Source organism: Leifsonia sp. Leaf264 (assembly GCF_001422325.1).
Lineage (GTDB): Bacteria > Actinomycetota > Actinomycetes > Actinomycetales > Microbacteriaceae > Orlajensenia.
Genome location: NZ_LMMR01000004.1, coordinates 626,425 through 646,539, shown reverse-complemented (window position 1 = coordinate 646,539; position 20,115 = coordinate 626,425). Strand labels below are relative to the sequence as shown.

Here is a 20,115-nt window from a genome sequence, read left to right as displayed (position 1 = left end):
TCAGGCCTCGCTTTCTTCGGTCGCGTCCGCGTGGGCGGAGCTGAGGATGTGGGCGAGAGCGTCGAGGACGCGCTCGCGGTCTGAGGGGTCGGAGACCCGCAGGTAGCTGTCGGCGAGATCTCCGGAGCCCGCCATGGCCCAGGTGATGCAGACGAGGCCGTCGCGCTCGACGACCCGATCGATGGCGAAGGTGGCGGGGCCGGCGCCGCGGATCGCGTCGCTCGGGATCCAGGCCGTCTCCTCCCCCGGGATCTCCAGGGCGACGCCGTCCGCGCCGACCGTCACCCGGGCCCGCGACCTGAAGCCGAGGCTGCGGATGTTCAGGCGTTCCAGCGGCTTCTCGTGCTGCGTGGTGGCGACGTAGAAGCCGTCGGCACCGACGATGGGGGCGGCGACCGATTCCGGCAGCGGGTAGGCGCCGACCTGGACGTCGCGGCGGTTGCGGCCGCGCCAGCCCAGCCACATCGCCAGCAGGATGAGGGCCGTGATGGCGATGATGATGATCGCGGGAACCGTGTAGTCGGTCATGCTCGTGCCGCCCCTGCTGCTGCCGCGATCTCGGCCGTGTCCCGCACGTCTCCGTCGAGCACCGTGGCGTAGCCGTGGTGGAAGGTGGCCACGACGCGTCCTGGAAGAGTGCGGCCGAGGTAGGGCGAGTTCACACTGCGCCCCGCCAGGTCGGCCGTGCTGAACTCGCGGCTGGCGCTCGGGTCGTAGAGCACGATCTCGGGTGCCCCGCCGACGGCGATGGATTCGCCCTGACCGCGGATGCGGCCGATGCGCGCCGGGGTCTGGGAGAGCACGCGGGCGACATCCGTCCAGTCGAGAAGGCCGTTCTCGACCACCGAGGCGTGCACGACCGAGAGGGCCGACTCCAGGCCGACCATGCCGTTGGCTGCGGCATCCCACTCGCATTCCTTGGATTCCGACGGATGCGGTGCATGATCGGTGGCGACGATGTCGATGGTGCCGTCGGCCAGCGCCGCCCGCACGGCCTCGACGTCTTCGCGACGGCGGAGCGGCGGGTTCACCTTGAAGCGGGCGTCGTAGCCGGCGATCAGGTCCTCGGTCAGCAGCAGGTGGTGCGGCGTGACCTCGGCCGTGACCTGGATGCCACGAGCCTTGGCCCAGCGGATGACGTCGACGGAACCCGCCGTCGAGACGTGGCAGATGTGCAGGCGCGAGCCGACGTGCTCGGCGAGCAGCACGTCGCGGGCGATGATCGCCTCCTCGGCCACGGCGGGCCAGCCGGCCAGTCCGAGCTCACCCGACAGCGCCCCCTCGTTCATCTGGGCGCCCTGGGTGAGCCGCGGCTCCTGGGCGTGCTGGGCGATGACGCCGTCGAAGGCCTTCACGTACTCGAGGGCGCGACGCATGAGCAGAGCATCCGAGACGCAGAAGCCGTCGTCGGAGAAGACCCTGACGTTCGCCCGCGACCTCGCCATGGCACCGAGCTCGGCGAGGCGTTCACCCTGCAGGCCCACTGTGACGGCACCGATCGGCTGCACGGTGGCGTAGCCCGCCGCCTCGCCGAGGGCGAGCTCCTGCTCGACGACTCCGGCGGTGTCGGCCACGGGGGCCGTGTTGGCCATGGCGAAGACCGCCGTGAACCCGCCGGCTGCCGCGGCCCGGGTTCCGGTGAGGATCGTCTCGCTCTGCTCGTAGCCCGGCTCGCGCAGGTGCGTGTGCAGGTCGACCAGGCCGGGCAGCGCTAGGAGGCCGTCGGCGTCGATGACAGTGGCTCCGGCGGCTGAGACGCCGCTGCCGACCTCGGCGATGATGCCGCCGTCGAGGAGGATGTCGGAACGCGAGCCGTCGGCCAGCGAGGCTCCGCGGATGAGGTAGGACTCGGCCATGTCGCCTACTCCCCCTTCTCGCCGGAGAGCAGTAGGTACAGGGCGGCCATTCTCACCGAAACTCCATTCGCAACCTGCTCGAGCACACTCGACTGGGGAGAGTCGGCTGCCCGGGAAGAGATCTCCAGGCCGCGATTCATCGGGCCCGGGTGCATGACAATGCTATCCGCCCGCAGCCGGGCGAACCTCTCGTCATCGAGACCCCATGCGCGGGAATACTCCCGGCTGTTGGGGAAGAACGCCGCCTGCATCCGTTCGAGTTGGATGCGGAGCATCATCACGGCGTCGGGGTCGGCGTCGATGGCGGCATCGAGGTCGTAGCCGACGGTGACGGGCCAGGCCGCGAGGTCCACCGGCAGCAGGGTCGGCGGCGCGACGAGGCTCACCTGGGCGCCGAGGGTCGAGAGCAGCCAGACGTTCGATCGGGCGACACGGGAGTGCAGGATGTCGCCGACGATGGTGACAGTGACGCCGTCGAGTCCGCGTCCTCGCGAGGCGCGTCCGTGGATGCGACGGCGCAGAGTGAAGGCATCGAGCAGGGCCTGCGTCGGATGCTCGTGGGTGCCGTCTCCGGCATTCAGCACGCCGGCGTCGATCCAGCCGCTCTGGGCCAGGACGAGCGGGGCACCGGAGGATCCGTGGCGGATGACGACGGCGTCCGCGCCGATCGCCGCCAGGGTCTGGGCCGTGTCCTTCAGGCTCTCGCCCTTCGAGACGCTCGACCCCTTGGCGCTGAAGGAGATGACGTCGGCGCTGAGGCGCTTGGCCGCGGCCTCGAACGACACCTTCGTGCGCGTGGAGTCCTCGAAGAACAGGTTGACGACGGTACGACCGCGCAGCGTCGGCAGCTTCTTGACCTCGCGCAACTGCACGTCGGCCATGTCCTCGGCGATGTCGAGCAACTCGATCGCCTCGTCGCGGCTCAGATCCCGCGTGGAGAGGAGATGCCTCATTCCTCGCCTCCCTCGATCGAGACGAACTCGCTGCCGTCGATCTCGTTCAGGTGCACGTTGATGCGCTCGGATGTGGCGCTCGGCAGGTTCTTGCCGACGAAGTCGGCTCGGATCGGGAAGTCCCGGTGGCCACGGTCGACGAGCACGGCCAGGCGCACGGCCTTGGCCCGGCCCAGGTCGTTGAGCGCGTCGAAGGCGGCTCGGATGGTGCGGCCGGAGAACAGCACGTCGTCGACGAGCACCACGGTCTTGCCGTCGATGCCGACGGGGACGTCCGTGGGCGCCGGGGTGCGGGTCCTGGTGCGCGACAGGTCGTCCCGGTACATGGTGACGTCGAGAGAGCCCGCGAGCCGAGCCGGGGCGTCGGGCTCGATGCGCTGGATGGTCTCGGCGATGCGGCGGGCCAGAACTGTGCCACGCGTGGGGATGCCGAGGATGACGAGATCGGATGAGCCGCGATTGGACTCGAGGATCTCGTGCGAGATGCGGGTGAGCGCCCGCGAAATGTCAGAGTGATTCAGCACTGTGCGCGCCATCAGACCGACTCCCTTCTCCGTCTCACAGGACGGCCTTAAAGGTTGCCAACCTCTCCAGCATAGCGAACGACGAGCACGATCCGACCGAGCCTGCAGCCTTTCGCATCCGTCGTCGACTGTGCTTGCATGAGCCATGGCCGACGTGATGATCGCCGTGATGCCCTTCGTCGGGCATGTCGCGCCCATAGCCGCGGTCGCGCGCGCCTTCCTCGACGACGGCCACGCCGTGCGGGTCTACACGGGCTCGGCTCATGCCCCGGTGTTCGCGGCTCTGGGTGCCGAGATCGTGCCCTGGCGTGCGGCCCCCGACTTCGACGAGCACGACCTCGAACCCACCTTTCCCGAGCTGAAGGGACGCAAGGGTCCGCGTCAGATGCTCGCGAACGTCGAGCACCTGTTCATCCGAACGGCGGCCAGGCAGAGCGACGACCTGGTCGCCGCCTGGAGGGATCGCCCGTGGGACGTGATCGTCGCCGACAACCTCAGCCTGGGTGCGCGTCTGGCCTCCGAGCGCACGGCGTCGCCCTGGGTCACTGTGGCCATCGTGCCGCTGGCGATCCCGAGTCGGGAGCTCCCGCCGCCGTCCCTCGGGATCCCGCCGGCCCGGGGACCCGCCGGTTGCCTGCGGGATGCCGCCCTCCGACGCCTGCTGCCCCTGGCGACCCGGGGCATGAGCGCGGCCTACAGCGAGCAGCGCGAGGCCTGCGGGCTTCCAGTGTCGGCGACGGCCTTCGAGGAGTCGTGGTACTCCCCCGACCTGGTCTGCGCCAGTGGAGTGCCCGAGCTCGAGTATCCCCGCAGCGACCTGCCGCCGCAGGTCGTGTTCGTCGGAGCCCTCACGACGCCGCCGCGATCGACCGGGGAGCTGCCGGCGTGGTGGTCTGAGGTGCTCGAGCCCACGGCATCCGTGGTCCACGTGACGCAGGGAACGCTGAACGTCGATCCCCACGACCTCATCGAACCGGCCATGGGCGCCCTCGGCCGGCAGCCTGTGACGCTCGTCGTGTCGACGGGAATCGCGGATGCAGCACAGCTGCCGTTCCCGGTGCCGCCCAATGCACGAGTCGCCGGCCTCGTTCCGTACGCGGAGCTGCTCCCCCACGTCGACGTGATGATCACGAACGGCGGGTGGGGCGGAGTGCTGGCGGCCCTGTCCAACGGCATCCCGCTGGTCATAGCCGGCGGTGACCTCGACAAGCCCGAGATCGCCGCCCGTGTGGCGTGGGCCGGGGCCGGGGTGAACCTGCGCACGGGCACACCGAAGCCGGGGGCCGTTCTCCGGGGCTGGCGCCGCGTCGCGACGGAGCCGTCGTACCAGGACAACGCCCAACGCATCGCCGCCAGTCTCGCCGGCCACGACGGACCCGCGGAGGTCGTGGCTCACACGCTGGAGCTGCTCGCGTCGCGCCCCGCGTGAGGCCACAGCCTGTTCGGGCGCGTCAGGCGACGCGCGGCTGCGCTACGCCTTGACCTGCGAGATCTTGGCCAGCAGGCCGTTGACGAACCCCGCCGAGTCGTCGGTCGACAGCACCGTGGCGGCCTCGACGGCCTCGGAGATGGCGACGCCGTCGGGAACCTGGTCGTTGTACACGATCTCCCAGATGCCGATGCGGATGAGAGCGCGGTCGATGGCCGGCATCCGCTTCAGGGTCCAGCCCTGGGCGTAGGTCTCGATGAGTTCGTCGATCTCGGCCTGGTTGTCGACGACGCCGTCGACGATCTCACGGGCGTAGAGCCAGCTCGCCTCGCGAGCCGGCTCGTTCACGGCACGCTCGGCCTCGGCCGCGAGGGCCTGGGGAACCGTGATCTGCCGCATGTCGGCCGAGTACAGGATGTCGAGGGCGCGCTTGCGCGCCTTGGTGCGGGCGCTCACTAGTCGTTGACGCGACCGAGGTAGTCGCCCGTGCGGGTGTCGACCTTGACCTTGGTTCCGGTCTCGAGGAACAGCGGGACCTGGATCTCGTAGCCGGTCTCGACGGTGGCGGGCTTGGTGCCACCGGTGGAGCGGTCGCCCTGCAGGCCGGGCTCGGTGTAGGTGATCTCGAGCACGACGGATGCCGGAAGCTCGACGTAGAGTGGGTTGCCGTTGTTCAGCGCGACGGTGACGGCCTGGTTCTCGAGCATGAAGTTCTTCGCGTCGCCGACGACGGTGTCGGTGACGGTGATCTGGTCGTAGTCGGCGGTGTCCATGAACACGAAGCCGTCGCCGTCCGCGTACAGGTAGGTGAAGTCACGACGGTCGACGTTCTCGATCTCGATCTTCGCGCCGGCGTTGTAGGTGCGGTCGACGACCTTGCCGGTGACGACGTTCTTCAGCTTGGTGCGCACGAACGCGCCACCCTTGCCGGGCTTCACGTGCTGGAACTCGATCACGCTCCAGAGCTGCCCGTCGATCGAGAGGACGACGCCGTTCTTGATGTCAGCGGTGGATGCCATGCGTAGTGTCCGTTTCAGTTGGGGAAGTTGCGCGGCCGACGGCGCGTAACGCGCGGGGCCATCAGAGAAGTTTAGACTCTCACGCCTGGGAACGGAGAATCTGGTCGACGGCCAGGCGGTAGGAGTCGAATCCGAATCCCGCGATGACGCCGGATGCCACCCCGCTGATGACGCTCGTGTGCCGGAACTCCTCACGGGTGTGCGGGTTCGTGATGTGCACCTCGATGAGCGCCAGCCCGGCCGTGGTGACCAGTGCTGCAGCGTCGCGGAGGGCGTAGCTGTAGTGGGTGAAGGCCGCCGGATTGAGAACGACGGGCGACCCGGAGTCGACGGCGCCATGCAACCAGCGCACCAGTTCGGACTCGTCGTCGGTCTGGCGCAGGTCGAGCTCGACGCCGCTGCCGGCATCCGTCACCTGCTGCGCCAGAGCGGCACGCAGGTCGTCGAGGTTCGCGGAACCGTACACCTCGGGCTCGCGGGAGCCGAGTCGACCGAGATTGGGGCCGTTGAGCACGAGGATCGTCGTCATGATGGGTCAGCCTAGCTGCCGATCTCCTGGTAGGCCGCGAACAGCAGGGACGTCTCCGGGGCCGTGAGCACGCTCGGGCGGGCGAGGTCGTCGAGCACGATGAAGCGCAGCATTCCGGCCCGCGCCTTCTTGTCCCGCTGCATGGTCGCGAGCAGCGTGTTCCACCGGCCGACGGGGTAGCTGATCGGGAGGCTGAGCGAGTCCAGGATGCTGCGGTGCCTGTCGACGACCTCGTCGGAGAGTGAACCGGTGAGGCGGCCGAGCTCGGCGGCGAACACCATGCCGATGGAGACGGCTGCACCGTGACGCCACTGATAGCGCTCGGCGTGCTCGATGGCGTGGCCGAGGGTGTGACCGTAGTTCAGGATCTCGCGGAGGCCCTGTTCGGTGAAGTCCTCGCTCACGACGCGCGCCTTCATGGCGATGGCGAGCTCGATCACCCGGCGGAACTGCGGCGTCGACGGATCCGTGACGGCGTCGACGTCGGCCTCGATGATGTCGAGGATCTCGGGCGAGTCGATGAATCCGGCCTTCACGATCTCGGCGAAGCCGGCGAGGATCTCGTTCTTCGGCAGGGTGTCGAGGGTGTCGAGGTCGCAGAACACGGCGGCCGGCGCGTAGAAGGCACCGACGAGGTTCTTCCCCTCCGCCGTGTTGATCCCGGTCTTGCCGCCGATGGCCGCGTCCACCATGCCGGCGACGGAGGTCGGCACCTGGATGAGCTTGACGCCGCGCAGCCAGGTCGCAGCAACGAATCCGGCCAGGTCCGTGACGGCGCCGCCGCCGAAGCCGATGACGGCATCCGATCGGGTGAAGTCGGACTGTCCCATGACCTGCCAGCAGAATGCGGCGACCTCGACCCGCTTGGCCGTCTCGGCGTCTGGAACCTCGGCCAGCAGCACCTCGAAGCGATCCTGCAGGCTCTCGCGCAACTCGTTGGCCTTGGCGCCGAGCGTCGGCGCGTGAACGATGAGCACCTTGCGCACGTTCTGGCCCAGCCTGTCGGCGAGCCCCGAGAGCACGCCGTTTCCGACGACGATGTCGTAGGGGTCGGCTCCGGTCACAGGGATGACGGTGTCGGTCACTTGTCCTCTTTCAGCCAGGTCACGATATCTGCGGCGAGCTCGGTGAGCGAGCCCGTCGAGGTGTCGAAGGTCACTGTCGCCAGTTCCTCGTAGAGCGGTCGGCGTTCGTCCAGGATGCGCTCCCACGCCGCGACGCCGTCATCGGCGATGAGCGGACGCTTGCCGCCCTGGATGCGCTTGGCGACGGCTTCAGCAGTGACTGTCAGCAGCACCACCGTCGTGCCGCGCAGGTCCTCCTGCGTGCGCGGATCGAGGACCGCTCCACCGCCGAGCGAGACGACGGCGGGCTCGCCGAGAGACTGGGCGACGGCCTCGCGCTCGAGCTCGCGGAAGCGCTCCTCGCCGTCACGGTCGAAGATGTCGCTGATGGCACCGTGGCCTGCGACGACGACGCTGTCGGTGTCGATGAAGGGCACGCCGAGCGCTGCGGCCACCTTGCGCCCGATGCGCGACTTGCCCGAGCCCATCGGTCCGATGAAGACCACGGGCAGCTCGGATGCGCGCGTCATCGTCGCGAGGTCGTCAGGTTCGCCGGCATTGCGGCGAGGTACGACTCGAGGTTGCGCCGGGTCTCGGGCAGCGAGTCTCCGCCGAACTTCTCGAGCACGGAGTTGGCGAGCACGAGCGCGACCATCGCCTCGGCGACGACGCCGGCTGCGGGGACCGCGCACACGTCGGAGCGCTGGTGATGGGCGGCAGCGGCCTCCCCCGACGCCACGTCGACAGTGCGCAGGGCGTGCGGCACCGTGGCGATCGGCTTCATGCCGGCTCGCACGCGCAGCACTGTTCCGGTGGACATTCCACCCTCGGTGCCGCCGGCCCTGTCGCTCTCGCGGTCGATGGCACCGTCGGTCATGACGAGCTCGTCGTGGGCCTCGGAGCCTCGGCGGGTGGTGGTCAGGAATCCGTCGCCGACCTCCACGCCCTTGATCGCCTGGATTCCCATGAGGGCGGCAGCGAGTTGCGAGTCGAGTCGGCGGTCCCAGTGCACGTACGAGCCGAGACCCGGAGGCACGCCGTAGGCGAGGACCTCGACCACGCCTCCGAGGGTGTCGCCGTCCTTGTGGGCGGCATCCACCTCGGCGACCATCAGGGCACTGGTCGCGGAGTCGAAGCAGCGCAGCGGATCGGCATCGAGGGCATCGACGTCGTTCGGATGCGGGAGAGCGGCCCCCTCGGGAACCCGGACGGGTCCGATGGCGATGGTGTGAGCGACGAGACTGATGCCGAGTTCGGCGAGGAAGGAGCGGGCGACGGCTCCCAGGGCGACACGGGCGGCCGTCTCGCGCGCGCTCGCGCGCTCGAGCACGGGCCTGGCCTCGTCGAAGCCGTACTTCTGCATGCCGACGAGGTCGGCGTGGCCGGGACGCGGACGGGTCAGCGGCGCTCCGCGACCGCGGCCGAGAGCGTCGGCCTCGATCGGCTCGGGACTCATGACCTCGGCCCACTTCGGCCACTCGGTGTTGCCGATGCGCAGCGCGATGGGGCTGCCGAGCGAGTAGCCGTGGCGCACGCCGCCCGAGATGCTCAGTTCGTCCTGCTCGAACTTCATGCGGGCGCCTCGGCCGTACCCGAGCTTGCGGCGCGCGAGATCAGCGCGCACGGCGTCGAGCGAGACGGGCACGCCGGCGGGCAGACCCTCCAGCATGGCGATGAGTTCGGGGCCGTGAGACTCACCAGCGGTCAACCAACGAAGCATGGATCCATCTTTCCACAGGGCGGCAGACCGCCCCGACAGTGTGACGGGCGGCCGACGGACGACGTCGCCGTCGTGATCCGTCAGGAGATCGCGGCCCGCATCGCGGCCAGGACGGCCGCCTCGTCGGGGAGCGGGATGAGCGGGTCGCCGGAGACGAAGACGCGCACCTGCACGAGTGCCTGGTGGAGCAGCATCCCGAGTCCCGATGCCACTCGACCGCCGCGCTTCAGCCAGCTCATCGCCAGCGCGCTGGGCCACGGGTCGTAGGCGACGTCGAACAGCAGGGCGTCGCGCTGCAGGGCCAGCGGGATCCCGGCCTCGAGCACTGTGCCGCCGGGCAGGGTGGAGATGACGAGTTCGGCCGAGACGCCGTCGAGTTCGTCGAAGGTGCTGACGGCGTGGGTGAGTCCGAGCGACGCACTGAGGCCGTCGAGTTGGTGCCCGCGATCCGGATTGCGCACGGCCAGGTGCACGTGCTCGGCGCCGAGGTTCGCCGCGGCCACGATCGCCGACGCCGCCGTGGCGCCTGCACCGAGGACGACGACGTGCCTGGCTGTGGAGACTCCGGCCTCGACGACGGCCTCGACGAGTCCGGCGACATCGGTGTTGAAGCCCGTCGAGCTGCCGTCGGCGGCGAAGACCAGCGTGTTCACGGCGCCGGTCTGCGCGGCGACGCTGTCGAGCTCGTCGGCGCGGGCGAAGGCGCGGGCCTTCAGCGGCATCGTGAGGGAGAGCCCCCGCCACCCGGCGGTCCTGTCGTCGAGGAGGGCGTCGAAGCCCGCCTCGTCGACCTCGTGGCGCTCATAGCTCCAGTCCAGGCCGAGTGCTGCGTAGGCGGCGGCGTGCAGGGCCGGCGACTTCGAGTGGGCTATCGGCGACCCGAGCACGGCCAGCCTGCTGCCGAACGGCACCGCCACGTCAGCCACCGTACTCCGGGTGCTCGTCCATCCAGGCCAGCCACTTGGCGACGGCCGCGTCGTGCTCCTCGGCGGTCTCGGAGAAGATCGTCTCGCCGGTGTCGAGGTTCCAGGTGACGAAGAACATCCACGGTCCGTCTGCCGGATGCAGCGCAGCGTCGATCGCGAGGTCGCCCGGATTCGAGATCGGGCCGATCGGAAGTCCGTCGTACACGTAGGTGTTGTAGAGGTTGCTCTCGTCGGCTCGTTCGGCGTCGGTCGTGGTGACGACGTGGGTGTTGCCGGTTCCGTAGGCGACCGTCGCATCCGACTGGAGCTTCCAGCCCTGGGCGAGGCGGTTGAGGAACACCCGCGACACCTTGTAGTAGTCCTCTCGGAGGCCGGCCTCCTTCTGCACGAGCGAGGCGAGCCTGATGGTGTCCCAGCGCTTGTCGGCCGGCACGCCGGCCTCGTCGAGCGCCTGGAACGACCGATCGACCATCGTCTTCAGGGCCTCGGGCGCCGTGACGCCGGGGTCGAAGGTGTACGTGGCCGGGAACAGGAAGCCCTCGAGGGTCTTGGCCTCGGCCGGCAGCCCGAACGATGCCACGTCCTTCGCCGCGCTCTGCACGTCTTCCAGCGGAATCTTCGTGCCCTCGGCGATCAGCGAGTACACGTCGACCGCTGCGGTGCCTTCGGGCACGACGACAGTGTTCTCGAGCCTGTTGTCCGGGTCTTCGAGGGCCGAGAGAGCGGATGCCGCACTCATCTTCTTGTGCATGGCATAGGCGCCGGGCTGGAAGACCGGAGCCGACTTCTGCGCCAGCAGCAGGTCGTAGAACGCATCGAACGACGCCGTGATGCCGTCGCTGTGGAGGTTCTTGGCGATGTCGGCGCCGATGTCGCCGTCCTTGATGACGAAGTTCACGTCGCCTGTGCCGCTGCCGGTGTAGTCGGCCGCGGGCTGCGTCGAGGCGATGAAGGCCTGGATCGGTCCCTGCAGGGCGAACCAGGCGCCGACGCCTGCGCCGACGAGCACGAGCAGGATCACAAGGCATCCGACGACGGCGCCGCGGCCGCGGCCGCGCTTCTCGCGTTCGGGGTAGAGCTCGGTGCGCTGCGACCGACGTTGAGCGCGCGAGCCGTTCGTGGGCTGCAGCACGACGGGTCCGGTGCCCGGGACCGGCTCGGCCGTCGGGGTCGGTCCCGTCACGGGCGCCTCCGCCGCAGCGGCTGCCGCCTCTCGGGCCTCGCGCCGCGACTGCGGCTGCACGGGGGGAACGGATGCTGCAGCCTCCGGCGCGACCGGGTTGCCGGCTGCCGGCGTGCGTCCGGCGAGGAGGTCGTTCCAGCTGATGCCGCCGTCGTTGGGGGCCGCCGCCTGGTCCTGCGCGTCGTCGCGCGGTTCACGATCTCCGTCCGGGGGGACGGGGGTGTCATTCGACAAGTCTTCAGGATCCTTCGACGGAGGAGACGACGGTGCCGGGAGGCTGACCGGTGCCGCGCTCGCTGTCGAGCGCATGTTGCACAATGATAACGGCGGCGACCTGGTCGATCACCGGACGCTGGGTCCGCGAGCCGCGCCCCGACGATCGCAGGGCCGACTGCGCCGACACCGTGGTCAGGCGTTCGTCGACCATGCGCACGGGCACGTCGACGGCGGCCTGCACCGCTCGCGCGAAGCCGATGGCGTCGGCCGTCGAGGCCGTGTGACCGCCGGACATCGCCAGCGGCAGCCCGACGATCACCTCGAAGGCGTCCAGCTCCTCCCGCAGCGCGACCAGGCGCGCGATGTCGGCTCCCCCGCCGGAGACATCGCGCGGAATGGTCTCGACAGGGGTCGCCAGCATGCCGTGCAGGTCGGAGCGCGCGACGCCGATGCGCACCTTCCCCACATCGACGCCCAGCCGCACTCCGGAACGCACGTGCTCTACCGGGTGGCCCGGACGGCGTCGCGAGCGGCCTCGAGGGCGGCCGGCACTGCCGAGGCATCCGAGCCACCGCCCTGTGCGAGGTCGTCCTTGCCGCCGCCGCGCCCGCCGAGCGCCCCGGCCATGGCGCGCACGATGGCACCGGCGCCGAGGCCGGCCTCTCTGGCCGCCGGGTTGGTCGCGACGATCACTGCGGGCTTCTCGTTCACGATGGCCGTGAGTGCGACGACGGATGCCGCGCTGCCGAGTCGTTCGCGGGCGGCCGTCACGAGAGCGCGCAGGTCGTCGCTCGAGGCGAGCTCCCCGACGTGTTCGGCGACGACGGTGACGTCGCCGACCGTCGTGGCGTTCTGAACGAGGGCGGGAACCCTGTCGCTGAGCGCGCGGGCCTCGAAGGCGGCGATCTTCTTCTCGGCCGCCTTGAGGTTGGCCACGAGTTCGGCGATGCGCTCGGGGATCTTCTCGCGCGGCGTCTTGAGGTTGGTCGTCAGTTCGGAGACTATGGCCCGCTCGGCGGCCAGGTCCTTGAACGCCTCGAGCCCGACGAGGGATTCGACGCGACGGTTGGTCGATCCGACGCTCGACTCGCTGACGAGGTTGATCATCCCGATCTCGGCACTGGTCGACACGTGGGTGCCCGCGCAGAGCTCGCGCGACCACGGACCGCCGATGTCGACCATGCGCACGGTGTCGCCGTACTTCTCGCCGAAGAGCGCCATCGCGCCGAGGGCCTTCGCCTCGTCGACGCTCATCTCGCGCGTCGTCACCTCGAGGTTGTCGCGGATGGCGTTGTTCGAGATCTCCTCGATCTCGCTCCGCGTCTCGGCAGAGAGTGCCTTGTTCCAGCCGAAGTCCAGGCGCAGGTAGCCGGCCTTGTTGAACGAACCGGACTGGTGCGCCGTTGGGCCGAGCACCTGGCGGAGGGCGGCGTGGATGATGTGGGTTCCGGAGTGCGCCTGACGGGCACCGCGGCGGTTGTCCTCGTCCACGACGCTGGTGGCGACGGCATCGACGCCGACCTCGCCGACGCTGACGCGCACAGTGTGGCTGATGAGGCCCTTCACGGGCTTCTGCACGTCGAGCACCTCGAGTTCGAAGCCGGCACCGACGATGAGGCCGGCATCCGCCGCCTGCCCGCCGGACTCGGCGTAGAGCGACGTCTCGGCGAGGATGACCTCGGCGGTCTGCCCCTCCGTCGCCTTCGCGACGGACTCGCCGTCGACGATGATGCCGAGCACGCGGGACTGCGTCTGCAGCTCGGTGTAGCCGGTGAACACGGTCTCCCCGAGTGCACGGAACGGGCTGTAGACGGTGAGGTCGGCGAGCACCGACTTCTTCGAGCGGGCGTCGGCCTTCGCCCGGGTGCGCTGCGCGAGCATGAGCTCGTCGAACGCGGTGCGGTCCACGGTGAGGCCGGCCTCGTCGGCCATCTCGAGGGTGAGCTCGATGGGGAAGCCGTAGGTGTCGTGCAGCAGGAAGGCGGTGTCGCCGGGGAGGGCGGCGGCCTTCTCGGTCTTCGTCTTGGCAACGGCCAGGTCGAGGATGCTGGTGCCCGCCGTGAGAGTGCGGAGGAAGGTCTCCTCCTCGGCGTTGGCGAGCTGGGCGATGCGCGAGAAGTCGGTCGCGACCTCGGGGTAGGCGGCCTTCATGGCGTCGCGCGACGCCGGGAACAGCTCGCCGAATGTCGCGGTGTCGACTCCGAGCAGGCGCATGGCGCGCACGGTGCGGCGCATGAGGCGGCGCAGGATGTAGCCGCGTCCCTCGTTCGACGGCGCGACGCCGTCGCTCATCAGCATGAGCGAGGAGCGCACGTGGTCGGCGATGACGCGCATCCGCACGTCGTCCTCGTGGTCGGCGCCGTAGCGGCGGCCCGAGAGCTCGGCAGCGCGATCGAGGACCGGGCGCACCTGGTCGATCTCGTACATGTTGTCGACGCCCTGCTTGATGAACGCGACGCGCTCCAGGCCCATGCCGGTGTCGATGTTCTTCTTGGGCAGCTCGCCGACGATGCGGAAGTCGTACTTCGAGCGCACGTCATCGATGAGGTACTGCATGAAGACGAGGTTCCAGATCTCCACGTACCTGTCGTCGTCCGTCGCCGGTCCGCCGTCGATGCCGTAGGCGGGGCCGCGGTCGAAGAAGATCTCGGAGCAGGGGCCGGCCGGTCCGGGAACGCCGGTCGACCAGTAGTTGGTGTCCTTGTCGAGGCGCTGGATGCGCTCGTCTGGCAGGCCGGCGACGCGCTTCCAGATCGAGATCGCCTCGTCGTCGTCCTTGTAGACGGTGACCCACAGGTCCTTCGGGTCGAAGCCGTAGCCGCCATCGGCCTCCGAGGAGGTCAGAAGCTCCCACGCGTACGTGATGGCGCCTTCCTTGAAGTAGTCGCCGAAGGAGAAGTTGCCGTTCATCTGGAAGAAGGTTCCGTGCCGCGGCGTGCGGCCGACCTCCTCGATGTCGCTGGTGCGAATGCACTTCTGCACGCTCGTGGCGCGCGGGTACGGCGCCGGCACGACCCCGGTGAGGTAGGGCACGAACGGCACCATGCCCGCGACGGTGAACATGAGGGTGGGGTCGTCGCTGACGAGCGACGCGGAGGGAACGACGGTGTGGCCGCGCTCAGCGAAGAACTCGAGCCAGCGCCGGCGGATGTCTGCAGTCTGCATGGGTTCCGTACTCGGTGGGAGCGCCCGTGGGCGCGTTCAGATGGACAGTGGTCGGAGGCGACCGGATGCTGCTCGCGAACTCAGTCGGCGTCGATGGCGTCGCGCAGCTCGGCCTCACGACGGCGGTAGCCCTCGCTCACGGCCTCGCCGAACTCACGGGCCCTGGCATCGATGGTCGAGAAGAACTGCTTCCCCTCCTGGGTCTTGTTGACCTGGTGGGCGACGGCGAATCCGGCCGCGATGCCAATGATCAGCCACAACAAATTCTTCATGTTCGAACCGCTCCTCGTGGTCTCGTGGTGCTTGTCAACAGTACTTCGTCAGCGCTTCGCCGTGGAGCGCTCTGCCCCGCGTGCGAAGCCGAGGGCCGCCACGACGGCCGCCGAGAATCCGGCGAGCTTGATCAGCGGTCCGCCGACAGTGGCCGCGAACAACGCGACCAGCGCCGAGACATTGCCCGTGACGTCGGCCACGTCCTTGGTGATGGTGTCGACCCTGGCCAGCTGCGTGTTCGTCGAGCGCACGGTCTCGGTGACCTCGTCGACCAGCGGCGTGAGGCTGGAGTTGGCGTCGACGATGGCATCGCGGATGGCGTCGAGCACGCCGCCGAACTTGAACAGCAGGATGCCGATCAGCACGACCAGCACGGCGAACAGTGCAGTCGCCACCAGACCGACGATGTCTCCAGCTGACACGATGCTCTCCATTCCCGAACCGGCATGAGTCCCGACGTCGCCCGAGACGACGAAGGGCGGACCATCCGAAGATGATCCGCCCTCCAGCGTACTGATGATCAGCGAGCTGCGTAGTACTCCACCACGAGCTGCACTTCGCAGGTCACGGGGACCTCGGCGCGCTTCGGGCGACGGACCAGCGTGGCCTGCAGCTTGTCGAGCTCGACCTCGAGGTACGCGGGCACCTTCGGGAGCACGTCGACGTGACCGCCGGCTGCTGCGACCTGGAAGGGCTCGGTGCCCTCGGAGCGGGCCTTGACGTGGATCAGCTGACCCGGCTTCACGCGGAAGGAGGGGCGGTCCACGATCTTGCCGTCGACGAGGATGTGACGGTGCACGACCATCTGGCGGGCCTGCGCGCTGGTGCGGGCGAAGCCGGCGCGGAGCACGAGGGCGTCGAGACGCATCTCGAGCAGCTCGACCAGGTTCTCACCGGTCAGGCCCTGCGACTTGCGTGCCTCCTGGAAGGCGATCTTGAGCTGAGCCTCGCGGATGTTGTACTGGGCGCGAAGACGCTGCTTCTCGCGCAGACGAACTGCGTAGTCCGAGTCGGCCTTGCGCTTGGTGCGGCCGTGCTCGCCCGGAGCGTAGGGACGCTTCTCGAGGTACTTGGCAGCCTTGGGGGTGAGTGCGATTCCGAGCGCACGCGACAGACGCGTCTTGCTACGGGTACGTGACTTGGTAGACACGGTTTCCTTTCGATGAAGAAGATCTCAAACAGTCGTTACCGGAAGACACAGGGGTGCCCGGTGAAGTCAGAGGGATCGGCTGCGGGAGAAGACCGGCTACAGGTCGTGTTCCCTCGGGCTCCGGGTTCCTCGCAGCCGCGCTTGGAAATCCGGGCCTTTGGCCTCCGAAAGCTTAGCACAGCGACCGCCTGTCCCCTGAGCGTGAGCTGCGGGTCCCGACAGGCTCTATCCGCCGCGGATGATCCGCAGCAGTTTCGCCAGCCGAGCGCCGACCTCCCGCTCATTGCCGTGCTCCGTCGGCACGTAGTACCGGGTGCCCTTCAGCTCGTTCGGGAGGTATTGCTGCTCGACGACGCCGATGTCGTCGTCGTGCGGATACTTGTAGCCCTTTCCGTGCCCGAGACGTTTGGCTCCGGCGTAGTGGGCGTCGCGCAGCGGCTTCGGCACGCGACCGATCTTCCCGGCCTTGACGTCGGCGATCGCCGCGTTGATGCCGTTGTACGCCGCATTCGACTTGGGCGCCGTGGCGAGGTGCACCACGGCCTGTGCGAGCGGGATGCGTCCCTCCGGCATACCGATGTACTGCACGGCATCCGCCGCCGCGATGGCGACGACGAGCGCCTGGGGGTCGGCCATGCCGATGTCCTCCGACGCCGACACGATGATGCGGCGCGCTATGAAGCGCGGGTCCTCTCCGGCCTCGATCATGCGGGCCAGGTAGTGCAGGGCGGCATCGACGTCGGAGCCGCGCACCGACTTGATGAAGGCGCTGATGACGTCGTAGTGCTCGTCGCCGTTGCGGTCGTAGCGCAGCAGCGCACGGTCGACGGCCAGCGCCACCAGCTCGGCCGTGATCACCGGCTTCTTCGCCGTCTTCTTCGCCGCACCGGATGCCGGACCTGCCGGGGCCGATCCGGCTGAGACCGATGCCGCCTCGAGCGCCGTCAATGCGCGTCTGGCGTCGCCGGACGCCAGCCGGATGATGGAGGAGCGCGCCTCGTCGTCGAGGGTGAACCTGCCATCGAGCCCACGCGGATCGGCCACGGCCCGATCGACGAGGATGCCGAGGTCGTCGTCGCTGAGCGTCTCGAGCGTGAGCAGGAGGGAGCGTGAGAGGAGCGGGGAGATGACGGAGAAGGACGGGTTCTCGGTGGTGGCCGCGACGAGGATGACCCAGCCGTTCTCGACACCGGGGAGCAGGGCATCCTGCTGCGCCTTCGTGAACCGGTGGATCTCGTCGAGGAACAGCACGGTGGAGATGCCGTACAGGTCGCGGGTCGACATGGCCTCGTCCATGACCTGGCGCACGTCGCGCACGCCGGCCGAGACGGCCGAGAGCTCGACGAAGCGGCGGCCGGAACTGTGCGCGATGGCCTGGGCAAGCGTCGTCTTGCCGGTTCCCGGAGGACCCCAGAGGATGATCGAGACGCTGCCGCGCTCCCCCGTCTTGTCGCTGGCCAGGGCGACGAGCGGGGAGCCCGGCGTGAGCAGGTGGCGCTGACCGGCCACCTCGTCGATGCTGCGGGGTCGCATGCGCACGGCGAGCGGCGTCGCGCCGCCGCGCAACCCGAGGCCGGCATCCGTCATCCCCTCAGCGTAATCGGCCCGGACGACACTGCTCGGCACGTCGGTTTTTCGACTGATGGGCGGCTCCCGTAGAGTTCAGCGGAGTTCGCCTATCTCGAGGAGCACCGTGGCATCGAACAACCGTCCGGACCGTGAGACCCGCGAGGCCCGTCAGCGGCTTCGCGCCTACCAGGCCCGGCAGAAGGTTCACCAGCACAGGGTGAAGCGGCGCACGCGCGACAACATCATCGCGGGCATCGTCGTCGTGGCCGTCGGGATCATCGCCGTCGGAGCGCAGCTCGCCTTCTTCAACGGCGGTCCGGGCACACCCGTCGCCTCGCCGTCCGCCAGCGCGACCCCCACCCCGACGCCCAGCGCCGCGGCCGGCGAGAACACCGGCGACGTCCCGCCGGTGTCCGTGGCCGAGGACCGCACCTGGACCGGGTCGATGAAGCTCAACGACGTCACCCTCGACTTCACTCTCGACGGAGCCGCTGCGCCCCAGGGAGTCGCCTCGACGGTCAGCCTCATCGAGAGCGGCTTCTACGAGGGCGTGACCTGCCACCGCCTGACCACCGGCGACGGCTTCGAGGTGCTGCAGTGCGGCGACCCCGACGGCACGGGCTCCGGCGGTCCCGGCTACAGCTACGGTCCCATCGAGAATGCGCCCGCCGACGGCGTCTACCCTGCCGGCACCATCGCGATGGCCCGCCAGGGCGGAAACGCCTACAGCATGGGCAGCCAGTTCTTCATCGTCTACGGAGACACGACGATCCCGGCGGATGCCGCCGGCGGCTACACGGTGATCGGAACAGTCACCGGCGGACTCGACGAGCTGAAGACCCAGATCACGTCGAAGGGCGTCGAGGGCGGGGCCAGCGACGGCAAGCCGGCGGTTCCCGTCACGATGTCCGACCTGACGGTCAAGTAGCAACCGGACGCATCCGATACCCCCGCCGCGAGGCGTGGAATAGGCTTATGCCGCTGTGGCCGTCGTCGGCGGCCGATCGAACGTGCGGCATCCACGGGTCTTCAGCCCGTGGCCGCATCACAAGCAAGGTGGAACTCGTGGTAACTGAGAAAGAGCACCCCTGGGGTCGCGTCGACGAGACGGGCACGGTCTTCGTGCGCGAAGCCGACGGCGAACGCGAAGTGGGCCAGTTCCCCGACGGGACCGCCGACGAGGCGCTCGGCTACTTCGAGCGCAAGTACACCGATCTCGCCGGACAGGTCACCCTGCTCGAGCAGCGTGCCAAGCGCGGCGGCCCGGCCGTCGACATCTCGAAGGCCGTATCGACGTTGAGCTCGACGATCTCGACGGCCAACGCCGTCGGCGATCTGGCCTCGCTCACGCGCCGTCTCGATGCCCTCGGCGGCACCGTCTCCGAGCTCACCGAGGCGCAGAGCGCCGAGGAGAAGGCCGCCTCCGAGGCCGCCGTCGTCGAGCGCACCGCCATCGTCGAGGCCGCTGAGGCCCTCGCCGCCGCAGATCCGGCCAAGACGCAGTGGAAGCAGGCCACGGCCGAGCTCGATGCGCTCTTCGCCCGGTGGCAGACCCACCAGCAGGAGGGTCCGCGCATCCCGAAGGCCGCAGCCAACGAGCTCTGGAAGCGCTTCCGGGCCGCCCGCACCATCATCGAGCAGCACCGCAAGGCGTTCTTCGCCGATCTCGACTCCGCTCACCGCGATGTGCGCAGCCGCAAGCAGGCGCTCATCGAACAGGCCGAGGCGTTGGCGCCCAAGGGCGCTGACGGCATCCCGACCTACCGGAACCTCCTCGAGGACTGGAAGACGGCCGGGCGTGCCGGCAAGAAGCAGGATGACGCACTGTGGGCCCGCTTCAAGGCTGCCGGCGATGTGCTCTACGGAGCGAAGGCCGAGGTCGACGCGCAGGAGAACGAGGAGTACGCGGGAAACCTGACGTTGAAGCTCGCCCTCCTGGAGGAGGCCGAGCCGATCCTCGCCGAGACCGACCGCACCAAGGCCCGGACGGCTCTCACCTCGATCCAGCGCCGCTGGGACGAGATCGGCAAGGTTCCGCGCGATCAGGTGAAGGTCGTCGAGGAGCGCCTGCGCAAGGTCGAGGCCGCCGTGCGCAAGCTCGACGACGACCACTGGAAGCGCAACAACCCCGAGACGAAGGCCCGCACCGAGGGGCTCGCAGGCCAGCTCAACGACGCCATCGCCAAGCTCGAGGCCGACCTGGAGAAGGCGACGGCGTCGAAGGACGCCAAGGCCATCGCCGACGCCACCGAGGCGCTGGAGACCCGCAAGGCCTGGCTCAAGGCCATCGGGCAGTAGTCCACAGGACGTTCGACCTCGGCCCCGACGCACAGAACGGCGTCGGGGCCGTCGTCATCCGCGCGCGGTCGTCATGATGGATCGATGCCCCGCCTCCCCGATGTCCTCTCCCCCGCCGACCTTCCCCTCACCGAACTGCACGCGGCCCGTCTCGCCGGCGAGGTCTACCCGATCGGCGGATGCTTCGCACCGATCGACCTGCCCGAGCTCAGGTCGGTGCGCGCCGGAGTCATCGCCATGC

Annotated in this window: 21 protein-coding genes; 3 read left to right on the top strand and 18 right to left on the bottom strand. The window is 69.2% G+C overall.

The features are described from left to right. From ASF30_RS08435 to pyrR, 4 genes are read right to left on the bottom strand one after another with little or no spacing between them, the layout of a single operon-like run. The gene (locus ASF30_RS08435; protein WP_055904493.1) at positions 1-528 is read right to left on the bottom strand and encodes a PH-like domain-containing protein; all 528 of its coding nucleotides are present in this window, start codon (positions 526-528) and stop codon (positions 1-3) included. Next, the gene (locus ASF30_RS08430) at positions 525-1,856 is read right to left on the bottom strand and encodes a dihydroorotase (protein ID WP_055904489.1); all 1,332 of its coding nucleotides are present in this window, start codon (positions 1,854-1,856) and stop codon (positions 525-527) included. The genes ASF30_RS08435 and ASF30_RS08430 overlap by 4 nt, the downstream gene beginning before the upstream one ends. 5 nt (positions 1,857-1,861) lie before the next feature. Next, on the bottom strand, positions 1,862-2,809 hold the full coding sequence (locus ASF30_RS08425; RefSeq protein ID WP_055904486.1) for an aspartate carbamoyltransferase catalytic subunit: 948 nt from the start codon (positions 2,807-2,809) through the stop codon (positions 1,862-1,864). Beyond that, a complete protein-coding gene (pyrR, locus tag ASF30_RS08420) occupies positions 2,806-3,348 on the bottom strand; it encodes a bifunctional pyr operon transcriptional regulator/uracil phosphoribosyltransferase PyrR (RefSeq protein ID WP_055904875.1) in 543 nt (180 codons plus the stop codon). Before pyrR ends, ASF30_RS08425 begins: the two co-directional genes overlap by 4 nt. A 130-nt stretch (positions 3,349-3,478) precedes the next feature. On the opposite strand from pyrR, the gene ASF30_RS08415 reads away from it, so the two are divergent. Next, complete coding sequence (locus ASF30_RS08415; RefSeq protein ID WP_157497075.1) at positions 3,479-4,762, top strand: glycosyltransferase; 1,284 nt, start codon at positions 3,479-3,481, stop codon at positions 4,760-4,762. A gap of 42 nt (positions 4,763-4,804) precedes the next feature. On the opposite strand, the gene nusB is transcribed toward ASF30_RS08415, so the two are convergent. The 14 genes from nusB to ASF30_RS08345 form a co-directional block, all read right to left on the bottom strand. Beyond that, positions 4,805-5,218 (bottom strand): transcription antitermination factor NusB, encoded by a 414-nt coding sequence (nusB, locus tag ASF30_RS08410; RefSeq protein WP_055904480.1) that lies wholly within the window; start codon positions 5,216-5,218, stop codon positions 4,805-4,807. Beyond that, a complete protein-coding gene (efp, locus tag ASF30_RS08405; protein WP_055818178.1) occupies positions 5,218-5,781 on the bottom strand; it encodes an elongation factor P in 564 nt (187 codons plus the stop codon). The genes nusB and efp overlap by 1 nt, the downstream gene beginning before the upstream one ends. Positions 5,782-5,860: 79 nt before the next feature. Further along, positions 5,861-6,310 carry a type II 3-dehydroquinate dehydratase gene (locus ASF30_RS08400; protein ID WP_055904478.1) on the bottom strand — a complete coding sequence of 150 codons (450 nt, stop codon included), beginning with the start codon at positions 6,308-6,310 and terminating at the stop codon, positions 5,861-5,863. Between the two features lie 11 nt (positions 6,311-6,321). Continuing rightward, positions 6,322-7,395 carry a 3-dehydroquinate synthase gene (gene aroB / locus ASF30_RS08395; protein WP_055904476.1) on the bottom strand — a complete coding sequence of 358 codons (1,074 nt, stop codon included), beginning with the start codon at positions 7,393-7,395 and terminating at the stop codon, positions 6,322-6,324. After that, positions 7,392-7,904 carry a shikimate kinase gene (locus ASF30_RS08390; RefSeq protein WP_235480305.1) on the bottom strand — a complete coding sequence of 171 codons (513 nt, stop codon included), beginning with the start codon at positions 7,902-7,904 and terminating at the stop codon, positions 7,392-7,394. Before ASF30_RS08390 ends, aroB begins: the two co-directional genes overlap by 4 nt. Next, complete coding sequence (gene aroC, locus ASF30_RS08385) at positions 7,901-9,094, bottom strand: chorismate synthase (RefSeq protein WP_055904473.1); 1,194 nt, start codon at positions 9,092-9,094, stop codon at positions 7,901-7,903. The genes ASF30_RS08390 and aroC overlap by 4 nt, the downstream gene beginning before the upstream one ends. Positions 9,095-9,174: 80 nt before the next feature. After that, positions 9,175-10,011 carry a shikimate dehydrogenase gene (locus ASF30_RS08380; RefSeq protein ID WP_082467645.1) on the bottom strand — a complete coding sequence of 279 codons (837 nt, stop codon included), beginning with the start codon at positions 10,009-10,011 and terminating at the stop codon, positions 9,175-9,177. A gap of 1 nt (position 10,012) precedes the next feature. Further along, positions 10,013-11,437, bottom strand: a complete 1,425-nt coding sequence (gene mltG, locus ASF30_RS08375) for an endolytic transglycosylase MltG (RefSeq protein WP_235480304.1) — start codon at positions 11,435-11,437, stop codon at positions 10,013-10,015. Between the two features lie 4 nt (positions 11,438-11,441). Continuing rightward, positions 11,442-11,915 carry a Holliday junction resolvase RuvX gene (gene ruvX / locus ASF30_RS08370; protein WP_082467607.1) on the bottom strand — a complete coding sequence of 158 codons (474 nt, stop codon included), beginning with the start codon at positions 11,913-11,915 and terminating at the stop codon, positions 11,442-11,444. Positions 11,916-11,920: 5 nt separating this feature from the next. Further along, entirely contained in the window at positions 11,921-14,584 is a 2,664-nt protein-coding gene (gene alaS, locus ASF30_RS08365; RefSeq protein WP_055904470.1) for an alanine--tRNA ligase, read from the bottom strand. Positions 14,585-14,664: 80 nt separating this feature from the next. Further along, the gene (locus ASF30_RS08360; protein ID WP_055904467.1) at positions 14,665-14,856 is read right to left on the bottom strand and encodes a hypothetical protein; all 192 of its coding nucleotides are present in this window, start codon (positions 14,854-14,856) and stop codon (positions 14,665-14,667) included. A 48-nt stretch (positions 14,857-14,904) separates the two neighbouring features. Next, positions 14,905-15,279: a DUF948 domain-containing protein gene (locus tag ASF30_RS08355; protein WP_055904863.1), complete on the bottom strand. Its 375-nt coding sequence runs from the start codon at positions 15,277-15,279 to the stop codon at positions 14,905-14,907. A gap of 98 nt (positions 15,280-15,377) precedes the next feature. Next, on the bottom strand, positions 15,378-16,007 hold the full coding sequence (rpsD, locus tag ASF30_RS08350) for a 30S ribosomal protein S4 (RefSeq protein WP_055904464.1): 630 nt from the start codon (positions 16,005-16,007) through the stop codon (positions 15,378-15,380). Between the two features lie 225 nt (positions 16,008-16,232). Then, entirely contained in the window at positions 16,233-17,594 is a 1,362-nt protein-coding gene (locus tag ASF30_RS08345) for a replication-associated recombination protein A (protein ID WP_082467605.1), read from the bottom strand. 106 nt (positions 17,595-17,700) lie between these two features. Between ASF30_RS08345 and ASF30_RS08340 the strand changes: the two genes are divergently transcribed. Next, entirely contained in the window at positions 17,701-18,504 is an 804-nt protein-coding gene (locus ASF30_RS08340) for a peptidylprolyl isomerase (protein ID WP_055904461.1), read from the top strand. Between the two features lie 137 nt (positions 18,505-18,641). Next, on the top strand, positions 18,642-19,874 hold the full coding sequence (locus ASF30_RS08335; protein ID WP_055904859.1) for a DUF349 domain-containing protein: 1,233 nt from the start codon (positions 18,642-18,644) through the stop codon (positions 19,872-19,874). The last annotated feature ends 241 nt before the right edge of the window (positions 19,875-20,115 follow it).